At 63.4% G+C, this 21,821-nt stretch carries 17 protein-coding genes; 4 read left to right on the top strand and 13 right to left on the bottom strand.

Going from position 1 to position 21,821, the window contains the following annotated elements; all coding sequences use genetic code 11:
* Window positions 1-115: 115 nt before the first annotated feature.
* The 6 genes from ATY75_RS33390 to ATY75_RS33365 form a co-directional block, all read right to left on the bottom strand.
* On the bottom strand, window positions 116-1,303 hold the full coding sequence (locus tag ATY75_RS33390; protein ID WP_088940763.1) for a serpin family protein: 1,188 nt from the start codon (window positions 1,301-1,303) through the stop codon (window positions 116-118).
* A 14-nt stretch (window positions 1,304-1,317) separates the two neighbouring features.
* Window positions 1,318-3,873, bottom strand: a complete 2,556-nt coding sequence (locus ATY75_RS33385; RefSeq protein WP_088940762.1) for a trypsin-like serine protease — start codon at window positions 3,871-3,873, stop codon at window positions 1,318-1,320.
* The gene (locus ATY75_RS33380; protein WP_088940761.1) at window positions 3,870-5,486 is read right to left on the bottom strand and encodes a caspase family protein; all 1,617 of its coding nucleotides are present in this window, start codon (window positions 5,484-5,486) and stop codon (window positions 3,870-3,872) included. Before ATY75_RS33380 ends, ATY75_RS33385 begins: the two co-directional genes overlap by 4 nt.
* 22 nt (window positions 5,487-5,508) lie before the next feature.
* Window positions 5,509-7,434, bottom strand: a complete 1,926-nt coding sequence (locus tag ATY75_RS33375; RefSeq protein WP_088940760.1) for a DUF4384 domain-containing protein — start codon at window positions 7,432-7,434, stop codon at window positions 5,509-5,511.
* Between the two features lie 211 nt (window positions 7,435-7,645).
* Window positions 7,646-8,023: a hypothetical protein gene (locus ATY75_RS33370; RefSeq protein WP_088940759.1), complete on the bottom strand. Its 378-nt coding sequence runs from the start codon at window positions 8,021-8,023 to the stop codon at window positions 7,646-7,648.
* Window positions 8,024-8,179: 156 nt separating this feature from the next.
* Complete coding sequence (locus ATY75_RS33365) at window positions 8,180-8,770, bottom strand: hypothetical protein (RefSeq protein ID WP_064843853.1); 591 nt, start codon at window positions 8,768-8,770, stop codon at window positions 8,180-8,182.
* A gap of 180 nt (window positions 8,771-8,950) precedes the next feature.
* Between ATY75_RS33365 and ATY75_RS33360 the strand changes: the two genes are divergently transcribed.
* Window positions 8,951-10,555, top strand: coding sequence for a hypothetical protein (locus ATY75_RS33360; RefSeq protein WP_088940758.1), 1,605 nt, complete (start codon window positions 8,951-8,953; stop codon window positions 10,553-10,555).
* 298 nt (window positions 10,556-10,853) lie between these two features.
* On the opposite strand, the gene ATY75_RS34875 is transcribed toward ATY75_RS33360, so the two are convergent.
* The 4 genes from ATY75_RS34875 to ATY75_RS33330 all read right to left on the bottom strand — a co-directional run bounded on the left by ATY75_RS34875 (window position 10,854) and on the right by ATY75_RS33330 (window position 16,458).
* The gene (locus tag ATY75_RS34875) at window positions 10,854-11,528 is read right to left on the bottom strand and encodes a tail fiber domain-containing protein (protein WP_190241474.1); all 675 of its coding nucleotides are present in this window, start codon (window positions 11,526-11,528) and stop codon (window positions 10,854-10,856) included.
* Window positions 11,529-11,551: 23 nt separating this feature from the next.
* Window positions 11,552-14,134, bottom strand: coding sequence for a caspase family protein (locus ATY75_RS33340; RefSeq protein WP_088940754.1), 2,583 nt, complete (start codon window positions 14,132-14,134; stop codon window positions 11,552-11,554).
* 245 nt (window positions 14,135-14,379) lie between these two features.
* Window positions 14,380-15,657: an L-fuconate dehydratase gene (locus ATY75_RS33335; RefSeq protein ID WP_088940753.1), complete on the bottom strand. Its 1,278-nt coding sequence runs from the start codon at window positions 15,655-15,657 to the stop codon at window positions 14,380-14,382.
* A gap of 66 nt (window positions 15,658-15,723) precedes the next feature.
* Window positions 15,724-16,458, bottom strand: coding sequence for an SDR family oxidoreductase (locus ATY75_RS33330; RefSeq protein WP_064843774.1), 735 nt, complete (start codon window positions 16,456-16,458; stop codon window positions 15,724-15,726).
* Between the two features lie 314 nt (window positions 16,459-16,772).
* Here ATY75_RS33330 and ATY75_RS33325 point away from each other — a divergent pair, with 314 nt between their 5' ends.
* The 3 genes from ATY75_RS33325 to ATY75_RS33315 all read left to right on the top strand — a co-directional run bounded on the left by ATY75_RS33325 (window position 16,773) and on the right by ATY75_RS33315 (window position 19,273).
* Entirely contained in the window at window positions 16,773-17,558 is a 786-nt protein-coding gene (locus ATY75_RS33325; RefSeq protein ID WP_088940752.1) for an IclR family transcriptional regulator, read from the top strand.
* A gap of 270 nt (window positions 17,559-17,828) precedes the next feature.
* Window positions 17,829-18,665, top strand: a complete 837-nt coding sequence (locus tag ATY75_RS33320) for an amidohydrolase (protein WP_088940751.1) — start codon at window positions 17,829-17,831, stop codon at window positions 18,663-18,665.
* 203 nt (window positions 18,666-18,868) lie between these two features.
* The gene (locus tag ATY75_RS33315; RefSeq protein WP_064843780.1) at window positions 18,869-19,273 is read left to right on the top strand and encodes a helix-turn-helix transcriptional regulator; all 405 of its coding nucleotides are present in this window, start codon (window positions 18,869-18,871) and stop codon (window positions 19,271-19,273) included.
* Between the two features lie 110 nt (window positions 19,274-19,383).
* On the opposite strand, the gene ATY75_RS33310 is transcribed toward ATY75_RS33315, so the two are convergent.
* The 3 genes from ATY75_RS33310 to ATY75_RS33300 form a co-directional block, all read right to left on the bottom strand.
* Entirely contained in the window at window positions 19,384-19,650 is a 267-nt protein-coding gene (locus ATY75_RS33310; protein WP_064843782.1) for a hypothetical protein, read from the bottom strand.
* Between the two features lie 66 nt (window positions 19,651-19,716).
* Complete coding sequence (locus tag ATY75_RS33305; protein ID WP_088940750.1) at window positions 19,717-20,460, bottom strand: TfuA-like protein; 744 nt, start codon at window positions 20,458-20,460, stop codon at window positions 19,717-19,719.
* Window positions 20,457-21,821 (bottom strand): YcaO-like family protein, encoded by a 1,365-nt coding sequence (locus ATY75_RS33300; protein ID WP_245317678.1) that lies wholly within the window; start codon window positions 21,819-21,821, stop codon window positions 20,457-20,459. The genes ATY75_RS33305 and ATY75_RS33300 overlap by 4 nt, the downstream gene beginning before the upstream one ends.

Below are 21,821 nucleotides of genomic sequence, written 5' to 3'. Positions count from 1 at the left end.
AAACCGAATTCTATTCGCCCGCCAGAGCATGATGCCGAAAAATGTGAGCGGTTTTCGGCATCATGCTCTGACTCTTTAATGTAGAACAGGATTCAGATTTCAGGCCGAGAGGCCTTCAATCATCCTGTTCTAGTAGCGGATCGCCGACAAGGCCTGCTGCCAGCACCAGGCCGGTTCTGGTATCCCTGAGCGCGAAGGCAAAACGGGCATTGGCGACGACGCGAACGAGCTTGGGATCGATGCTGCGTTCCGTGATCGCTGCCGTGGCTGCCGCCGCCTCCGTGCCGTTTTCGTCAACCTTGATCATCGTCTTCTGAAGAACGCGCGACAAGCGAATGTTTTCCTTGGTGAAACCCGGGAAGGCCGAATGCTTGGCCTTTTCGGGTGTCAGTCCGATCGCGTTCAGCACCGGCATCAAATCACGCCCGTCGCTGAGGGAAAAGCGGGGCAGGAAGATTTCGCCCTTGGCCGCTTCGAATTTTTCCCCCTGCAGCCAGGAGGCGAGCGCCTTCAGATCCCCGCCGCCAACGCCCTTGCCAGAGCGCGCGGCGATCACCACCATGCTGTAGCTCTCGTCCGTATAGGCAAGGTCGACGGCGGTGAATTTCTCGTCGACACGGAATTTCTGCCCGTCGCCTGTGAGATGCATCATCGGCACCGAAACCGTCGAACCGTCCGGCCGCTGAAAGGGGCTTGCCGCGCTTTCCCTGTCGAAAGACGTTTTCCAGCGCGCCTTGAAGGACAGCGCGCCGAGGCTGACGAAACCGCCGCCCGGCGGCGCGTCCAGCATGACGGGAATGGCGCCGCGCGTCGTCTCTTTGACCCAGAGGTTGATGTGCTCGACCGACTCAGGTCCGTCGAGATCCTCGATGGAGGGTTTGACCCGGTGGCTGGCGAGCATGGAAAGCGCGTCGGGAGCGAGCATCAGCTTGTCGTCGAAGATGATGGCAACCGCGCTCGCCAAAGGCGCATCCGCGGCCGCCGGCTTTTCCGGCGTCATGGCGGCAAGCACCGTCTCCGGCCCCTTCCCCTCGCCGCCGAAGCCGAGGCCCTTGGCGATCGCGGCCTTGCCTTCGGCGGAGGCGCCGAGGCTGGCAAGGCCGAGGGCTGCGGCAAGGCTTGCCGGCGACACCATGATATTGGCAGCCCCCTCCTTTGCCAGCGTGCGGCCGATCAGTTCGGCGGCAAGCCCGGCCTGGGCGGCGAGTATCGCTTTGCCGTCGCCAGGGTTGTCGGCATGGGCGGCAGGGGCAAGCATCAGCAGCGAAGCGGCAAGACCCGCCAGCAGAGTGGATTTCCGCATGCTTCCCTCCTGTTTTAGCGGATGCGATAGAATTTGGAATCGAACGACCACTTGCCCTGGGCGCCGGTCTCGTCGTCGCCGACGATCCTTAAAGTGCGGGCGAGATCGTAGACATAGTTGAAGGCGGCGCGCTGACCGACCAGCGGCGCCGGCACATCCGGCAGGTCGAGCACCTCGATCGGCTTGTCGCTGAGAATGGCGACGACCATGCCGACGCCGGCCGGCCCCTCCACCACATATTCGAAACCGGTATAGGGATTGCGTGCATCCGGCACGACGACCGGCCGGGTGGGATCGAGCCGGTTGTCGCCGCTCTTGGCGGTCGGTTTCAGCCCCATCGAGCGCTTGTTCGGGTAAAGCTGGGTCAGCTTGCCGGAGGCGTCGATATCGACCAGGATCAGGTAGCCTGATTTCTTTGTGGAGACGCGCATCGCCACCTTGTCGCCGATGCCGACCGAGGTGCCGGGCAGCACGTCGACGGCGACACCCGCCTCATTGTCGGTCTTCAGCGTGTTCTCGACGGCGGCGACCGGGGTTTTCGCCTCCTCGCCGGTGACGACATCGCGGCCGAGCGCATCCGGCTGGCCATAAAATTGCGGCACCGGCGTGAAGCGGCAATCCTCAGCATGCGTCCGGCAATATTCGTCGGATTTGCGTCTGACATAATCGAGCAGGGCGGCATTGCTGATAGTCGGCTTGTCGGCCGCGCGCGCCACGCCATCCTGCACACCTTCGATGAAGCGGCGGGTGAAGACGCCGACCGGCGGCTTGGCCTCGCGGTCGACCAGCGCCCACTGGCCTGAATTGACGGCCGACCAGACCATGGCGTTTTCGCCGCCGAAGGAGAATTTCGCCTCCTTGCCCGATTTGTTCGGCGTTTCGAGTGCTGCCAGCGCCGGACCGAGGCAACGCACGTTGCCGCCGCTTGGTGCCGCCACCGCGCTGCGGCTGCCGGGCCCGACATGGCAGGCATCGATCAGCAGCGTGACGCGGCGGTCCTTGAGGCTGTTCAGCCGTGCGGCGATCTCCGTCTCGCGGATCTGGTTGGTGACCGTCAGCTTGCCGGCCTCGCGCACCAGCTTGGCGTCGGCTGCAACAAGCGTCGGGCTGGTTGTTTCCTCGGCGCCCATTTCCTCCGAGCCCTGGCCGCTGAAATAGAGGAAGACCCGGCTGCCGGGCGTCGACTGGCGCACCAGCCAGTCGTCGATTTCGGCAAGGATCGCCTCGCGGCTCGCCTTGCGGTTGGTCAGAGTGTGGATCTGTTCCGGGCGGTAGGCGAGCGTCTTCACCAGGAAGAGCTGCATCGCCTTGACGTCGCTGGCCGAGCCGGTGAGTTTTGCCTCGCGCATCTCGTAATCGTCGATGCCGATCAGCAGCGCGCGGTCGCCGGGCGAGCTTTGGATGCCGGGCGTTTGGCCATCGGGGGCCTGGGCAGTGGGCGTCTTGATGGCCGGCGGCTGGACGGTGGGTTCCCCGGCGGCAGGCTTGTCAGCCGGCGTGGGTTCGACGGCTGATGCGTCGGGTGTTTGGCTCGTGGCGGCCGGGGCGGTATCGCCGGCGGGCGGGGTGGTGATGGCGAGATTGGCCAGTTTCTGGCCGGATTGCCTGAGCTTGGTCCCGGGACCGGTGGTGGTCGAGGCGACCTGATCGCTGGCCGGCGTTTCGACATTCGGCACGTCGCCATCAGTCTTGGCGGCGATCCAGTCGCGGAAGGCGGCGACGCGGGTATAGACGCCGTAATGTTCGGCCTCGGCGCAGCCGGCGCCCCAGCTGACGATGCCGAGCTGGACCCAGCTTTTGTCGGAACGCTGGGCCACCAGCGGCCCGCCGCTGTCGCCCTGGCAGGCATCCTTGCCGCCTTCGGCATAACCGGCGCAGACATTGCGCTCGTCGATCGGGTTCATCCGCATCGAGCTGTCGCGATAGGCCGCACGGCAATCCTCACGCGGGACGATCGGCAGCTCGACTTCCTGCAGTTCGGTCGGCAGGTATTTGTCGTCCCAGCCATGATCGGCTTTGGTGTAGCCCCAGCCGGTGACGACGGCCTTGTGGCCGGCCGCCTCCACCTCGTCATCGGAGGCCGAGGCGAGAATGGCCGGCCTGGAGACGGCGGGCTCGGCCAGCTTGATCAGGGCGATGTCGTTGGCAAAGACCTTGCGATCGAAATCCTCGTGAATGACCACGTCTTCGACATCAAGGCCGGGTTTATCCGGCCCGTCGACCGAGATCACCTTGTCGATCTTCGACTTGCCCTCGACGATCAGCAGGTCACGGGCGAACAGATCCTGCTTGCCGGAGCGGCCGCTGGTGACGCAATGGGCGGCGGTGAGGATCCAGCGCGGCGCAATCAGCGAGCCGCCGCAATGGCCGCCGAAGCGGCCGCGCTGTTCGGGATCGGGCGCCAGGATTTTCACCTGCCAGGGCCATTCGCCCTTCTTCGCCGCCTGGCCGCCGATGACACGGCCGCCATCCTCGCCGGCAAAATCGGTATCCTGCTGCGCCAGCGCAGGCGCAGCCAGCAGCAGAACCACAGAGGCAATGGTGAGGACCCTGGTGATCGACGCGCTCATAGCTTGGCTCCGGCGGACGTATAGAGGACCGTAAATCCGAGGCGGGCGCCCTCGGGCAGGACTTCGCCGAGCCGTCTGGCGATATTGCCGGCGGTGCGGCGCCTGTCGTTCTGTTTCAGGAACTCGACGAGTTCGGGCATCGGCTTTTCCGAGGTGACGGCGACGAGCAGATCGGTGCCGAAGGGGGCAACGACGGAGAGATCGAGATCGAAACTCGCCGACATCTCGGCATCGACCTCTTTCTCACCGGGATAGAGGAACTGCACGGTTCCATCGCCGGTGACGTCGAAGAGCACGAGTTTGCGGCCGGTGAGATCGGAAATCGCCACACCGACGCGCTCGCCCTCGCGATGGACGGTATCGGAAGGGGTGACGCGCACGGTCTGCGGGTTGGCCTCCGACAGCCGCTTCAGCGTGTCGAGCGCGGCCATCCGGTCGACGACGAAGGGCATGTCGCCGGCGCCGATGCCGGAGGCGACGACATCGCCGCCGGCAACCGCCTCGCGTTTTTCCGGATCGAAGATCAGTTCGGCATTGGCGGCGTCCGTCAGCTTGAACGGCGTGACGGCCGGGTCGATGCCCTGCAGCACCGGCTCGGCGCCGAGGGCGGCGACGCTGATCGGCGCGGGCTCGGCCGGCGGCGGAATGGATGATTTCGCTACTTCTGCCGTCGTTCCCGCCCCTTCGTAATTATAGACGACCGCGCGGTCGAGATCGGTTCCCGGCGGGCTTTCGGTGAAGATATTCTGCCGCTGGTCGGTGAACTGGTAGACCGACTGGCGCACATATTCGAAGAGTTCGCGGCGGCTGACGGCGCCATCGCCGTTGCGGTCGGCCGCCCCTTCGAAGGCGCGGGCGGTGGCATAGCTCAGCGCGCCGCGTTTCTGCGGGATGCCGGGAATGGAGATTTCAGGCGACTTGGTGTTGTCGTCGACGGCGGCGAGGAAGGTCAGCCGCTTGTAATCGAAGCCGGTGGAGAGCGCGTCCGCCGTCGTCGACATCGGCGCGAGGTCGTCCTCCTCGATCGTATAGGAGGGCGCCTGGCGCCAGGTGATCTCGGCGCCGCGCGTATCGACATCGCGGGTCATGCCGCCGGCATGGCAGGTATCGGCGATGAAGAGCACGTCGGCGCCCTTGGTCTCCAAGTTGCGGATCAGCACTTTGAACTCGTCGCCGAAGATGCGCTCGCGCGATCCGGGCAGCCTTGTGTCGAAGCCGGCGAGCACATAGACCTCGTCGCGGCCGCTCGGTTTCGAGCCCTTGACGCGCTCCGGCTCGCTCGAGCCGTGGCCGGCGATGCCGAGCACGACGAGATCGCCGGCGCCAGCCCGTTCCGTCACGGCCTCGATCGCATGGAAGATGCCCTCGCGGTCGGCCTCGCCGTTCTTCAACAGCGTCATGTCCTCGACGCCGACCGAACGCAGCGACAGCGAAAGGTCCTCGGCATCGGCGACAGCGCCGTGCAGCGGCGGAACGTTGCGGTAAAGATCGATGCCGATCAGCACCGCCCGGACGGCGCCGCGCTCCGGCGCCTCGATGGTTTTTGCCAGGGTCTCTGTCGCCGCCAGGCTGAGGAGGGCGAATGCGGCGGCCATGGAAACGGATGCGGACATGGCCAAACTCCCCTCGCCCCGGCTATTCGCGACGCCATTCGACGCGGCGGTTCAGCGCATCGACATCGTCTTCGGTGAGGTTTGCGGTTGCGGTCACGTCGACCGGCTCGGAGGCGCCGCGGCCTTCGGCATCGATCGACGCATCGATGCCGTGGCTCTTGAGGAAATCGGCCACCGCCTGGGCGCGGCGCTCGGAGAGCTTCTGATTATAGTCGTCGCCGCCGCGCCGGTCGGTGTGGCCGATCAGGATGATGCGGCCGGGCTTCTGCTCCTTCAGCGCCTCCAGCAATTCCTCGGCCGCCTCGGTGCCGATCGAGGTGAAGCTCGACTTGTCGAAATCGAAGGTAATCGGCACGGGAATGGAGACCGGCACGATGCCGCGGACATTTTCGGAATAGATGCCGCCGAGCACGCCGCTGCGGTGGTCTTTCTCGGCCGGCACGAAGCTGCCTTCAGGGTTGTCGCTCGTCGGATTGGCGGCCAGGATGCGGGCCTGGGCGGCGCGCTGGATGAGATCGGAGATCGTGTCGGCCGGCGGCGCCTTCGGCGTGCGGGTCTCGTTCTTGATGATTTCGATCGCCTGCTGGTAATCGGCGGCGGCATCGGCGAAACGGCGGGCGGAGAAATAGATCTCGCCGAGCGTGGCGGAGGCCTGCCAGAGCACCTGCGGGCTGTCGGCGGCGATAAGCAGCGGCTCGTAATCGGCGACCGGCTGGTTGGCGGCCATCATCTCCTGGGCAGCGGCGAGCCTGAGGGCCGCAACGCGGCGCTGGGCATTGACCTGGAACTGGCCGCATTCGGCGCTGACGGCGATCGCATCGGCCTCGGACGCCGCCGCCGTGATATCCTTGGCGGCAACGGCGGTGTTCAGCTTGTCGAGAAGGGCAGTGCAGGCAGGCGTGTCGGCATTCGCGACTTCGATCTCTTCGCCGGCCTCGGGTTCGGCCGAGCGGCCGAGGTTGAGCTGCGGCATCTTGATGCTGAAGCCGCCTGGAAGTTTGAATTGCGGCATCTTCAGCTGCGGCATCGGCAGCTTCGGCATCTTCGCCTGGGAGGATTGGGCGGGCTGCTTATACTGGCTCGGTCGGGTGGAGGCGGTGGTGTCGGCGGGGCCGATCAGTTGCAGCTCGTCGGCGGCAAGCTCCTGGCCGGGCGCCAGATTGGTGACGATCTTGTATTTCTTCGGCGGCTGCGTCGTCGCCTGCTCCACCGGCTTCGGCGCCACCTTCTTCGGGGCCACAGGCTTCGGTTTTTCCACGGCCGTGTCCGGCTTCTTGGCGACTTCCTGTTTGATCACCGGCTTCGGCTTCGGCGCAACCGGCGGCTTGGCCGCCTGTTCGATCGGTTTTGTGGCGGGAGCGGCTGCAACCGGCGGGGCTGCGGCGGGCGGCAGGGCCGCCGGGCTGTCGACCGTCGTCAGCATCAGCGTCTTGCTGCTGATCTTGGTGCCGAGGCTGCGGGCCTCTTCCAGGCTGCGGGACACGGCATCCATGCCGCCGTCGATCGAGCGGAACATGCCGCTGCCGCTGCCGCCGAGATCGGCGAAGATGGTCAGCGGCTTGGAGGAATAGAAGACCTTGATCTGCTCCTGGCCCACCGGGCCGGAGACCTGCAGCCGGGCGCCGCTGGCCGGATCCGGCACCTGCACGCGCTTGCCGGGGCCGACGAGGGCATCGGTCTGATATTTGTTCGGGAAAAGTTTGACGACGGAGCCGTTCGGCGAGACGTTGATCACCGTGACGTAGCTGTTCTCGGTCGACTGGATGAACAGGCCGACGACTTCGCCGATGGCGTATTTGGCCTCGGCGCGATCGAAGGTGATGCTGACGGGTCCGGTCTGGGCCGGCGCTTCGGTCAGTGTGCGTTCGTTCTGCGCCTCGACGGCGGGAACCACCGCAAAGAACGAGAGAAAGGTGGCTGCGGCTAGGATGGCTTTGCGGTTCGACATGGGAAAACCTCCTCTTCGAACAATCTCACACTGTGTTGAAGATGAGAATAGCACTGACCGGCGAAATTGGGATGGCTTTGCCTGTCTTGCTTGAGGGAGGGTTACAAATTATTTGGAACCGGCAAGAAACCGTCCCGGAAAAGACGTGCGCAAGACTCGGGATCGGCATTACCCGCCGTTCGATGTCGTCTTTTTGACTTTGGAATGGAGCTTAGTTCTTGGGTTTCTGCCCGGCTGATTTCAAAATCGAGATCAGGTCGCTCATGCCCTCGGGCGAGGAATTGTAGAGCCAGAGAATATCCGGATTGTCGACCGTGAATTCCTTACCAAGGCCCGATCCCATGTCGCGGCCGGGCGAAGTTGCATCGGGCAGCTTGTCTTTCCCCGGCGTCAGCCCCTTGGCTTGTTCGTGTTCGGCGATGATCGCAGTCGCCGCGGCAAAGGCCTTTTCGTCATGCTGGCGGAGCGCCGCCAGCGAGGGGTTGCGGGCCGCCAGCGCGTCTTCCATCGGGCCGGCATGAGCAAGCTGAGACACCTGCAGCGCCAGCAGCAGGCTGATCGACAGGGGTATGAGCCGGGATTTCGTCATCGTCGTCACATCCGTCCTATGGGGCGCCATTCGCGCGACATGCTTACCGACAATAGGGAGAGGCCGGAAGGATGGCAACGGCGCTCGATGCCCATCGATTGGGAGGGGTGAAAACGGCTGGCCGCGCAGCGCCCGACATCGGGTCGCGGCACTTGCTCAGAGGATCTTCAGTTGCTGCAGGCTAAGGCGGAGATCGCGCAGCATCTCGCCGAAGATCTCCTCGATCTTGCCCGTCGACCAGACGACCATGGTGCCATAGGGCGAGCGCTTGCGCTGCATGAAGCCCGCCGTCTCGAAATCGATCAGCGTCTTGCGGCAGGTCTCGCTCGACATCACCGCCACGAGGAAGCGGGCGAGATTGGACTGGTCGATGGCGCCTGATTTCTCCGCCCAGTTCTGGATCAGCCGAGGCTTGGTGTCGGCGGTGAACATCGAGGCGAGTGCCCGATCCTGCGACAGCCCGAGGCGCTGCAGCTTGGCCGGGTCGCGGGTCAGCGACACCACGTAATCATTGTGCAGATCGGCGAAGCGCTCGATATCCTCGGCCGCGCTGATGCCGAACACCTTCATCGAATAGAGGAACTCGGCCATCAGATAGGTCGGCTCGGAGCGCAGCTGCGCCAGATGCTTGTCGTCGGCGCTTTGCGAGGCGGCGCAGACGCGATCGGAGAAGCCGATCCTTGCGGCGCGCACCTGCTCCAGCAGGCTGATGTCGAGCGCCAGTTCGTCACCGTTCCATTCCAGCATAAGCATTCCCTGCCCGCAAATCTTGGAGACCATGATCTTGTACTATTCCAGGCGCAGATCTCCAAATCGTTTGGAAAGCAACGGCTTGCTGACAAGGCGCATCTATCTTACCATTTCCAAGACTTGACGGTCATAGAGGGCCGAGCCGGCCTGACATCGTCCTGTTCGGGGGTCGAGGACATGCGTAGTCTTGGGTCGCATATTCTGATTGCCGCGGCACTTGCGGTCGCTTCGCCGGTTTTTGCCAAGGACACGACGATTATCGAGCTTCGTAGCGGCGATGGCGGCCGCTCGGTCGGCATTATTTCCGCCAGCGAGGAAGTCGAGGCATCGGGACCTGCGGCGATCACCGTCGGCGACGACGGCACCATCTATATTCTCGACCAGAACAACGGCCGCGTGCTCGCCATCGACGCCGAGCGCTCGCAGGCCGAGCCCCAAATCCTGCCTCTGCCGGAAAATGCGACCCCGGAAGATCTCGCCGTCGTCCACAACGAACTCTACCTCTGGTCTGATGGTGTCGTGCCGCTCGAGCGTGCCACGGAAGCCGATGGAAGGTCGCAGACGCTGCGCGCCGTCGACGGCGGCGATGCCGACGATTACACCCGCTCGGTCTTCGCCTCGATGGGCTCGGTGCCGCCGGGGCCGCTGAACAGCATCGTCGACGAGATCGGCCGCAGCACCAGCCGGCCGGCGGCCCGCCCGCCGGTCGTTCAATATGTGCCGAGCCGCGGGCTCGGCGATATCGTCGCCGAGGTTTCGGCTGTAAATGACAAGGCCGAGATCCTGCTGCGGCGCAGCAGCTCGGAGGAGAATTTCCTGTCGCTGCAGCTCGCCGCCGAGGGCCGCATCGGCACCGTCGAACTTCTCGACATCGACACCACGGGCCGGCCCTATGCGCTGGTCGAGCTGGTGCCCGCCGATCAGCCGGAGCGCACCGGCATGCTGGTGGCGCGCTTCACGCCGAACGGAGCGGTGGACCGGGTCTACGACCTGCCGATCGACCCCGGCACGGTCTTTTCCCGGCGTTTCGTGGCGATCGGCCCGCGCGGCGACGTGCTCTATCTCAAATCGCAGGAAAGCCGGGCGCAGGTGCTGCGGCTCGACGGCCGCGACCCCGGCCGAAAGCTCGCCGTCGCGCGGCCCGCAAAACCGCTCAATGCCGGCAAGCCCGGCAAGGCGCCGAAACTGGCGATCGTGCCGAAGTCGCGCAGCGACGTCATCGAGCGGGCGATCGGCTTCGAAACGCTGAACTGGCTGGTGACGTCATCAGCCTATGGCAAGGACCCCGGCCCCGGCTGCATCAACATGAACCGGCTGCGCCGGCCGATCTACCTGATCGGCAAGCGCGGCCAGACGGTGAAGGGCGTTCCCTATTGCTGGGGCTGCAAGACCCGGCTCGAGGATTTCATGGACGGCGTCGAAAAGGGCCAGACCGCCGGCAATGTCTGCACCAAGAGCGCGCCGCAAACCAACATCCTCGGCGTCGACTGCTCCGGCTTCGTCAGCGACGCCTGGGGCCTGAAGATGCATGTCTCGACACGCGCCATCCCTGATATCACCAAACGCGTCTCCGACCCCTGGTCGATGCGGCCGGGCGACGCGCTGAACAAGCCGGGTTCGCATGTGCTCTTGTTCATGCGCTTCACCGACGACCGCAAGGTCGAGGTGATGGAGGCCTCGCCCAACGCCTGCAAGGGCCGCGTCTGCCGCAACACCTATTCACTCGGCAGCCTGCTGATGCGCGGCTATCAGCCGGTGCGTTTCAAGGGGCTGGATGGGTGAAGGCGGAAGCGTCAGTCTGTTGCATAGGTTCGTACCGCCAAGTTGCCCCCTCACCCTAACCTCTCCCCGCTCGCGGGGAGAGGGGACGTGTCACACGAGGCGCTTGCAGGGGACCGAGAGGGTGCGGCATATCCCCTTCTCCCCGCGTGCGGGGAGAAGGTGCCGGCAGGCGGATGAGGGGCTGACCTCGCCAATCTCCTGGGCCTGGATGTCGCGTGATGCTGAATTCCCGCTTGTTTTGAAATCCAGAGACTTCCTATCCAAGGAGTCTCATCGAGTCAGCCGTCCATCGCTTTGATCATACTGTCGACAGTGCGATGCCTTTCGAAGATATGGATTGTGACCGTGGGCGGTCGCTTGCAGCGTTCACAGAGAGTGCTACCGCCATTTCGCTGGCTGCCGGTGTAGCCAGTGAAATACGTTCGCTTATGGATACCATATCGATGTCGAGCGCGGAGTAGTTCACCATATAATACCCAGACGCAGTCTGCATAACCGCATCAGGCCTGATCAAAAGCAGATCCTGAGCCACCGTACCGACAAAAAGTGGGCCGCCCCATATATAGCGAAATACATAGACTGGAATTCCCGAGGGCGACGTACCGATGCGACGAATTTGCGTTTTCAAGCGGCGGTCTGAATTCCAGCCGCCGCCTGTGTTGCCGCCGCCTGTGTTGCCGCCGCCGTTGCTGCTAGAGCTGCTACTGCTGGAACCGCCGCCCATACCGCCGCCAGAGCTGGAATTCCCGCCAGATCCGTTGTCAGAGCGAGCAAAAGCTGGTTGACTGCTCGTTGCCGCTACCTTTTTGACGGTCGGCGTTCGTTTTGTCGTTGGCTGGTTATTGACCGTCGGCTCTTCGCTGGCGAACAGTGTCCTCGCGCCGGGGTCGAAGATGCAACTCTGCAGGATTGCGCCTGAGCCCGCGATGAAAGTCGAGCACATGAGCACACGGATGATTAGCTTGCTGTTCATGTAGGGCGCCCCCAGACCGCCATTTAGAAGAGATCATACCTCGGATTTCGCTTTACCCATGTCGCCTTGGCGAGCTTAACAAGTCTGTCGTCGATCGACTTGGACTTGGAAATTGCCTTCAGTTCTTGGGCACTTAGCTCGGTGGCAAAGCTTGCCTCCGCTTTCTTTTTCGCGGCGCTAGGCAGTGTCTTGAGTTCCGCTAGCGCTTGATTCTTCGGATCGCCTGTCGTCGTCATGTTGACAGCGGTAGCAAGCGCAAAATAACGCGCCGCAATTGTCATGCTCTCCGGATCTGCGACCTCGTCCCTCGCCAGTCGGGCGCGGTCTAACGCCCCCCAGTAGTCACCGCGCTCCGCACCCATCTCCAGCCACTTCACCGCGGCCGACTTGTCGGCTGCAACCCCGATGCCATCCCTGTACATGCGTCCGAGGTTGGTCGGGGCATAGGGCTGACCGCCCTCTGCCGCCCGAGTGAAAAGCTCAAGTGCTTTCGGGAGATCTTCCGGCGCGCCTTTTCCAAAACGGTAGACGAGCGCAAGATTGTTCATCGAATAGATATCATTGCGTGCGAGGCCCGCCTCATAGAAGCGGATTCCGCGTTCCGGATCGGCGGGGACATTGACTCCATTGAGAAAGATGTAACCAAGCTCGTTCATCGCGAAGGTATGCCCGAGGTCTGCCGATTGCAGCATGAGCTTGAGACCCTGCTGGGTGTCAGCCTTCACACCTCGACCGTAATAAAGGCTTTTGCCGTACGTGTATAAGGCATAGGGGTCGTTCTTCTTGGCCCCTGCTTGGACAATTTCATTCGCTTTTGCGGGATTAGCTGGCACGGAGGCGCCGACGATATACAGGCTGGAAAGTTGGTCGATCGCCCGGATATGCCCGGCATCCATCGCCTTCTTGATCGTCGCAAAGGCCGTCTTGGTGTCGCGATTGGCAAGTTGGGCGCGGCCGAGCTGGTAGACGAAGCGCGCCACCTCGGGATAGGCCTTTATTGCTTCGGTGCAGGCCGGCAGCGCCACGTTCGGGTCGATCTCGTTCGGGAGCTTGCCTGCGGTGACGCCCTGCAGGTCGAGGGGGGCGGCGGCGGATGTGTCGCAGGCGTCGAGCGTCGGCTTGAAGGTGACGGTCGCCGGCGCCAGGTCGTCATTGGCGGCTTGCAGCGTCAGGGCGAAAGGCTGGTTTTCGGTGCCGATCTGCGGCTCGTAGGAAAGGCCCGGAAGATCGGCGGCTTCAAGCACATGGCCGAGCCCGATCACCCGGTCTCCGGCGCGCAGCGTGCCCTTGTCGGGCAGGGCCGCGACCTTGAAGGTCATTTCGGCGGCCGATGCCGGAACGATTGGCAGGCTGGCCGCGACGGGGCCGACGCCGATCGTCGTGCCGACATCGCGCGGCAGCGTTTTCAGATAGGCATCGGCATCGGCAAGCCGCACTTGCTTTTGCTGTTCGAGCTGGGCGAGCTTGGCACCGGCATCCGCCGAGACGGTGATGGCGACGACGCCCTGTGTCGCCTGACCATAGGGATCGCTGACGGTATAACCGATCAGGCCGACGGTGCCGGCGGTGACACCCGATGAATCATAGGTGAGCGCCGTCAGCGCCGCGGCCGGCATCTTGGCGCCCCGCTCGACCGGCTTGCCGTCGAAGCTGAGCTTGCCGGCCTGGGGAAGCTGGTTGAGGGTGACGAGCAGCGCCGAGCCGGTCTCGTCATGCGGCGGGGCGATCGTCAGCTTTGTGGCGGCAGCCCCTTCCGGCACGCTCAACTGCTGCATCGCCTCGACGCTCGGCGGCGGCGGCGCCGGAATGAAATAGAAGCTGTCCATCAGCGAGGAGTTTTCCCAGGGGACCTGCTTGCCGTTGGTCATGGCGATCACGTCGCGGCGCACATCAGTCAGCACCTGGCGGATTTCCTTGTTGGGTTCGCTGGCGCGTTTGATGAAGGATTCGGAATAGGGGCTGAGCGCACCGGTACCATCGAGCGCCACCTGGCCCGGTTCGGTGGAAAAGGCGATCAGGCTGCCGAGATCGCTGTCGATGCGGGCAAGGCCGCGGGTGGCGCCGACCGGCTCCAGTTTTTCCGCCATCCAGAATTTCTGGGCGTTGAAGGGATTGTTGCGGCAGGCATCGAGGAAGATCAGCTGCACCCGCGAATTCTGCTTGAGATGGTTGAGGATGAGGTCGAGGGGCATGGTCTGCGTCTCGACGTCATAGGGCGTCTCCAATGTCGCATCGACCGGCACCAGGAAATTCTGCCCGCCCACCTGGATGCCGTGGCCCGAATAATAGATCAGGCCGGCCTCGGCATTGCTGGTCGAACGCAGGAACCGGCGCACCGTATCCTCGAGCCCGATGCGGTCGACATTGACGCCGATCGTCACGTCGAAACCCGCCGCGCGCAGCGTCGTCGCCACCTCTTCGACATCATTGGCGGGATTGGGAAGCGAGGGCAGCGTCTTATAGACCGAGTTGCCGATGACCAGCGCGACGCGGCGGCCGTTTTCACCTTCCGTGACGGCGGCATATGCGGTGGCCGTCGACAGCAGTATTGCTGCGATGGTCAGCAGATAGGCGCAGAGTCTCCGGATGTGATGAAACTTCGGCATGGCTCGATCGCAAACATTCTATTGTTTAAGTTCAATAAAATTTGCTGGCCTGCTGGTGCTGGGCCCCCTCCGCATTCACCGTTTGAAAATATTCCTCACTGCTAAAAAAAGCAAGCTTCGCCCGCCTCCAAGTGAATTGGAGCAGTCCCGTCAGATTGGAAGCCCGTCGGCTGCGGGAAAGACTGTCGGCGTCAGGAAATCATCCTGCGGCCGGCAGCCGATACGTCGGCCCTGGCGAAGTTTTCTTAAGCAGGAAACGTATAGTTGCTAATCGATGCCGGTTTCATCTCGATCGAGAAGCCCGGCAGGGTGGGCGGCATGTAGGCGGCGTTCTCGATCCGGCAGGGGTCGAGGAAGTGTTCGTGCAGATGATCGACATATTCGATGACGCGGCCTTCCTTGGTGCCCGACACCGCGACGTAGTCGATCATCGACAGATGCTGCACATATTCGCAGAGGCCGACCCCGCCGGCATGCGGCCAGACCGGCAGGCCGAACTTGGCGGCGATCAGCAGCACGGAGAGAACCTCGTTCAGCCCGCCCATGCGGCAGGAATCGATCTGCACGATGTCGATCGCGCCCTCGGCGATGAACTGCTTGAACATGATGCGGTTCTGGCACATCTCGCCCGTCGCGACCTTCACCGGCGCGATCGCCTGGCGGATCTTACGGTGGCCGGCGACGTCGTCGGGGCTTGTCGGTTCCTCGATGAAGAAGGGCTTTGCCGGGGCAAGCGCCTTGACCCAGTCGATCGCCTGGCCGACGTCCCAGACCTGGTTGGCGTCGATCATCAGATAACGGTCGGGGCCGATCACCTCGCGGGCGATGCGGAGGCGGCGGATATCGTCTTCCAGGTCGCGGCCGACCTTCATCTTGATATGGTTGAAGCCGGCATCGATCGCCTCCTTGCAGAGGCGGCGCAGTTTCTCGTCCTCATAACCGAGCCATCCGGCCGAGGTGGTGTAGCAGGCATAACCTTCCTTTTCGAGGATGGCGATGCGTTCGGCCTTGCCCGTTTCAGCGCGCTTGAGGATCTCGACTGCCTCCTCACGGGTCAGCACGTCGGTGAGATAGCGGTAGTCGACGATATCGGCAATCTCTTCAGGCGACATATCGGCGACCAGCCGCCAGACCGGCTTTCCCGCCTGTTTGGCGAGCAAATCCCAGACGGCGTTGACGACGGCGCCGGTCGCCAGATGGATGGCGCCCTTTTCCGGGCCGATCCAGCGCAGCTGGCTGTCGCTGGTCAGATGCCGCCAGAATTTGCCGGGATGGGCGAGCACCTCGGCAAGCTCGGTGCCGACGACGAGATGGCGCATCGCCTCGATCGCCATGCAGCAGATGTCGTTGCCGCGGCCGATGGTGAAGGTCAGGCCGTGGCCGGCAAGGCCGGGCGCATCGGTATCCAGAATGACATAGGCGGCCGAATAATCCGGATCGGGGTTCATCGCATCCGATCCATCCAGGCTTTGCGAGGTGGGAAAGCGGAGATCGAAGACACGAAGGTCGGTGATGCGGGTCATGGTAGTTCTCCCAATTGCAAGAGCCGGATGGCCGGCAGGGCTGCCGGCCGGCTTCCTTGGCTGAAGTCAGATCGTCCAGCCGCCGTCGATGGCGATCGCCTGGCCGGAGGTATAGGTGGCGCCGGCGAGATAGACGGCGAGATCGGCGATCTCTTCCGGCGAGCCGAGCCGGCCCATCGGCTGGCGGGCGATGAAGGCGGCGCGGGCCGCGTCATAATCGCCCTGGGCGCGCATGCGGTCCTGCAGCGACGGGCTTTCCACCGTGCCGGGGCAGATGGCGTTGCAGCGGATGCCGTCAGCGACATAATCGGCGGCGACGGATTTGGTCAGTCCGATGACGGCCGCCTTGGTGACGCCATAGGCGAAGCGGTTCGGAACGCCCTTGATGCTGGAGGCGACCGAGGCCATGTTGATGATCGACCCGTCCTTGCGCTCCAGCATGCCGGGCAGCACGGCGCGGATGGTGCGGATCATCGCCTTGACGTTGAGGTCGAGGGCAAATTCGAAATCGGCATCCTTCATCTCCAGGATCGAGCCGGCATGAACGAAGCCGGCGCAGTTGAACAGCACGTCGACAGCGCCGATCTCGGCGACGAGAGCCTTGACCGCATCCTCTTCGAGCACATTCAGCTGATGGGTGGAAACGCCGGTTTCCGCTGCAAGCGTTGCCAGCGCGCCGGTATTGATGTCGGTCGCGTGGACCTTGGCGCCGACCGCGGCAAAGGCGATCGCCGTCGCCCGGCCAATGCCCTGGCCGGCGGCGGTGATAAGAACGGTCTTGCCGGAAAGTCTGTTTGTCATGTCACGGGCCTCTTCTGGAATTGTCTGTGCCGAACGATCGAATGCAGTTCATGTCTTAATGCAGTTCATGTCTTGGCGAAGGCTCGGGCATTCACCCGCTTCTAGTTTGCGCGCTGGGACCGCCCTCCGGCAAGATGGCGCTGGCAGCCGGCCGGGTTTCCGCGTGCTATATCTCACCCAACGTAAACTGCATCTTCAGTGATGATTTGTCTGTTTATAGACAAACAGACGATCCGCCAAGGGGCAAGCGCAAACTTTTCCTTTTCGGGCCGCCGTTCTGCGTATATGCAGAATGATATTCACAGGAGGAAGGAATGGAGACCGATGAGTCAGACCGCTACCGCGCTCCTGCGCTCGACAAGGGCCTCGATATCCTGGAATTGCTCGCCGGCGTCGACAGCGGCCTCACCCAGGCCGAGATCGCCAAGCGGCTCGACCGCAGCCCCAACGAATTCTACCGCATGCTCGACCGCCTGGTGCGCCGCGGTTACGTCACCCGGCTCGATGGCGACCGCTATTCGCTGACGCTGAAGCTCTTCGGTCTGGCGCAACTGCACACGCCGGTGCGCCGGCTCGCGTCTTACGCCACGCCGCTGATGCGCGATCTCGCCCAGCGCTCGCGCCAGGCCAATCACCTTGCCGTCTTCGATCGCGGCGCGGCTGTCGTCATCGCCCAGCAGGAGGCGCCGGACTATTGGGGATTCTCGATCCGCATCGGCGCCCATATCAGCCTGTTCGATACCGGTTCCGGGCACGTGCTGCTCGCCTTCCGCAGCCCGGAGGAGCGGGAGATGATGATCTCGGAACATGTGCGCAGCCGGGCGGAAATAGAACTCGGGCCCGATTTCTACGATCGTCTCGACCAGATCCGCGAGCGCGGCTACGAGATGATGGCAAGCGCCCAGACATCCGGCGTCTATAATCTTTCCGCGCCCGTCCTCGGCCCGGACGGGCGCTGCATCGCCGCCCTCACCTGCCCCTTCATCGCGCTCGTCAATGCGCCGACGGCACCCGATATCAGCCAGGCGATCATGCTGGTGCAAAAGACCGCCAACCAGCTTTCGCAGCTGGCCGGTGCGGATGCCGCCAATCCTGGCTGACGGCCGCTGCGAGAGCGGCCCCTCATCCGCCTGCCGGCACCGACCGGGGTCGAGCCACGGGTCTCGACCCGTCCTTCGGACCCCCGCTCGCGGGGCGAAGGGGATATGTCGCGACCTCTCCATTCCTCACCAGCGTCTCGCATGGCAAGTCCCCTCTCCCCGTCCTTACGGGGAGAGGGTTAGGTGAGGCCACGGGCCGGGAATTTCTATTTGAACAATCCATTCACCGGGGATAGCTTGCGGCACGGCCTGCCTTTGAGGAGAAAAAGCGTGCTCATCGACACCCATCTGCACATTATCGATCGCTCGGCACTGCCCTATCCCTGGCTTTCACAGGTGCCTGATCTCGATCATGATTTTCTCTATGAGACCTACGCGGCCGAGGCGCGGCGCTGCGGCATTACCACGGCGCTGCATATGGAGGTCGACGTCGATCCCGCCGCGATGCAGGGCGAGACCGACCACATCGCCGGCCTCGCGGGGAAGGAAGGCAGTCTGATTGCCGGCGCCATCGTCTCCTGCCGACCGGAAGAGGAAGGCTTTGTCGCCTATCTCGAGCGGCAAAAAGCCGATCCCTTCGTCAAGGGGTTCCGCCGCGTGCTGCATGTCGTGCCCGACGACGTGTCGGAAGGCGCCCTGTTTCGCGAAAACATCCGCCGCATCGGCGGCAGCGGCCTGACCTTCGATCTCTGCACATTGCCGCACCAGTCGGGCCGCGTCACAGTCCTCGTCGATCTCGCGCCGGATGTGCAGTTCGTGCTCGATCATTGCGGCGTGCCAGATATTCGCTCCGATGCGTTCGAGCCGTGGAAGGCCGGTTTGTCGGAGATCGCCCGGCGGCCGAATGTCGTCTGCAAGGTCTCCGGCGTGGTTGCTTATGCCGACGCCATGACATGGACGGCGCAGACGCTGCGGCCCTATATCGAGCATGTGATTGCGAGTTTCGGCTGGGATCGTGTCGTCTGGGGCAGCGACTGGCCGGTCTGCACGCTCGGCGGCGGCCTGTCCACCTGGGTCGCGGCAACCCATGCCGTGCTGTCCGGCAGCAGTGAGGCGGAGCGGGCGAAGCTGCTTTTCGCCAATGCACAGCGCCTTTGGTCGCTTTGACGTCACGAAATCACGTGATGTGCTGTGCCTTGTAAAAGTGCTACTTTGGCATGTCTTTTGCTTCTGTAAGGATGAAGCGACGCAATGTTTCGGTTTGGGACGACTTACCGCCGAGCAATTGCTAGCTTTAACCAACTCAGGTAAAAGTTGTCAGACACGGATTTGGCGAATACTTGTAATCCGGTGTCCTCAGGAGGGAAAAAATGAAAGAAGAACCGCATTCCGTCGACGTTCACGTCGGAAAGACCATCCGTATCCAGCGTCTGCTGAGAAAAGTTTCTCAGACGGAACTAGGCGACCGGGTTGGCGTAACGTTCCAGCAGATCCAGAAATACGAAAAGGGTTCCAATCGCGTTTCCGCCAGCATGCTGGTTGAAATCGCCGGCGCGCTGAAGGTCGATGTCAGGACGTTTTTCGACGATCTGTCGTCCCCCGATACGGCCAACGACAACCCGGCTCCCAGCGAGGAATTCATTATCTCGCGCGAAGGCGTGCTTCTCAATGCGGCGTTCTTTTCGATCAAGAACGAAGCTCTTCGCAAGAAGATCCTGAAACTCGTCCAGGCGATAGCCCACACCGAACAGGTGGAAGGCGAAGCGGCCGAATAAACCAGGTCTCCTTCACGCGAATCCAACGGGCCGCATGAGGATATAGCGATCGGGATCAATTCCATCGGGCTCGATGGGGGTTGACCGAGATTGATGTCCATTGATCCGGATTAATGGCGATCGATCAGGATCAGATTCTCGCTGGCGTCCTTCATTGCGATCTTGGCTTTGCTGCCGAGCAGTTTCTCGAGATTGACGTCTAGCTCCCTGTCGGGATCTATGCCGTCCCAATCGATCACGACCTGCAGCAGCGCCATGTTCGTCAGGTGCATCAGATTACGCAGCTGAAGCTTTTCAGCCTCCTCCTTGGCTGCCGACAGCAGCCGGAAGATCCTTGAGTATTCGCTGCCGGTACCTTCGTTGCGTTGTTCAAACATCGTTCCCGCCTCTTTGGCCGTGAAACCCTACGATTCCATCACCACTGCATCTTTCCGCCGGGACCGTTATTCAAGCGTTACAGCAACCGCATTGCGCGTGACTTCGGCGTGCAAGAGCTCCCAATGCGAGGTCGCGGCGAAGCGCCAGTCACGGTTGACGGGCAGGAATTCGTCCCGGCGCAGCCAATCCAGCACCAGCCGGGCGTCGCTGCGCTTGCGCTCGACGCGATGCTGACGGACAGCGGCGAGGATCTGGTCGCGGCGCGGCTTTCGGAAGTGGCACTCGTCGGCGACCTTGGCATAGGTGCGTTCGGAAAAATGCAGGAAACGGCCGGCAAGCAGCAGTTTCTTGCGCTCGCCTGACGAGATCTCGCCATTGGCAAAGAGCGCATCGACGGTCGGCTCGAAATCGACCCATGGCACCGAAAGCGGCAGCCAGCCGAGCGCCTGCGGCGCGTGCACCAGCGCGACGGCCTCGTCGTCGAGCAGCCGCCCGGCCTCGTAATCTTCGAAGATCGAGCCGAGCCCGACCATGCCGAAGGGCGCGCATTCGGCCGCCCGCAGCGCGCCCATGCTGGCGCCGCCGGCAACGGCGACATCATGTTCGAGCGCGAACAGAATTTCCTTGTGCCAGACCGAGGGCAGATCGCCGAAATAACCGTCGACGAGGCCGATGGCGGTGACGCCGTCGTGAACGGCCTTCAGGATGTCGCCGCAGGCGGCCGGCGGCCGGAAATCGATGCGGGGGGACATGGCGCGCGCAGCAGTGAGATCGCTGCCAAGGCTCGGGCCGACGAACAGCACCTTCATGACTGGGCTCCTCTCATGGTGTTGACCGCCCGCATGCCGAGCTGGATGTACTGGCCTGATATATCGACCTCCAGGCCCGGGACGATTACCCTGACGACGGAGACGGGCAGTACCCGATGCGCAAACGGCACGACGACGATCTGCTCGATACCGGTTGCCGCCAGCCGGCCGGCGATATGAGCGATGGTGTCCTGGATCGTCGCAGCGCGGGGATGACGGGTCTGGAAGGCGCGCATCCGGCCGTCGCCCTCGCAGAGCTCGACCACCTGCTGCATCGCCTCGCTGCGGTCGAGCCGCTGATAGATGCGCGGAGAGAAGTCGTCGCGGCTGCCGGCAATCGCGGTCAGCCGGCTCTGCGCCGCCTCGGTGATGGCGCGCAGCGCGGCCCGCACGGGGTCGGGGTGGCAGCCGCAGCCGCCGCAGACATGGGCCCAGCGCGCATCGACGCGGTCGGTAAGATTGCCGGGCAGAATGACGGCAAGAAAAGCCGGGACGCCGATATCGGTGGTCATGTCGAGCAGCAGCAGCCGCATGCCGGCGCGGGCGATCCGATCGGTCATGATGTCGATAACCGCATCGCCGAAGGAGGCGGGGTCGATGCGGCTTTCCTTCAGCCGCTGCGGCGATTTCAGCTGGGTCAGGGCCCAGGCGTCGCGCTCCACCAGCTCGCAAAGCCCATGCAGGACCGCTTCGGACGGCGTGTTGCCGGAGGCGAGCCCATCGCTCGACTGCTCGAAACCCGGCGGCCTTTCGCCGCGGTGATCGAGGCCGACGAGCCACCAGGGCACGAAGACGCTGCTGCCGGAAAGAATGTCGAGCCCGGAGCACCAGGGAAGGAGGCCTTTGCCGATCTCGTCGGGCGCGCAGCGTGCGACATTGTCGAGATCGATCATGGCGGCATGTTCCGCCCGCATGCTCTCCACCGTCGCCAGCGTCAGGTCGGCGGGTGGGATTTCGGCGATCCTCGTCTCGATCGCTTCCATGGCGGCCGAGGTCATGGCGGCATCATTGTCGATACCCTTGCCCTGAAAGACCGAGAGCGTATGGCTGTTCGGCCGCGTCGCGAAAGCGACGGGGATGTTGAGGACGTCGAGCGCGGTCAGCAGGCCGACGCGCGTAATGCCGAACTCGCGCAGATGCGGCCTGATGGCCGCAAGTGTCTGCGCCGGCGTGACCGCGCGGTCATGATATTCGCTGACGCCGGCCGATGAACGTTCGAGGTCACCGGCGAGCGTCTCCAGAGCATTTCCGTTTTCCGTCTGGTCACGGAAATGCTCCGTCTCTTTGTTTTCATGCAATCCCGCCCGCAAAACCGCTTCACATTTTTGCTGGAATTGCCCTAAATCGGCAAAAGCGGACAT

Source organism: Rhizobium sp. N122, from assembly GCF_002211295.1.
Taxonomy (GTDB): domain Bacteria; phylum Pseudomonadota; class Alphaproteobacteria; order Rhizobiales; family Rhizobiaceae; genus Rhizobium.
The sequence above is the reverse complement of the archived record's forward strand: the minus strand, read 5'-3'. Positions and strand labels throughout refer to the sequence as shown.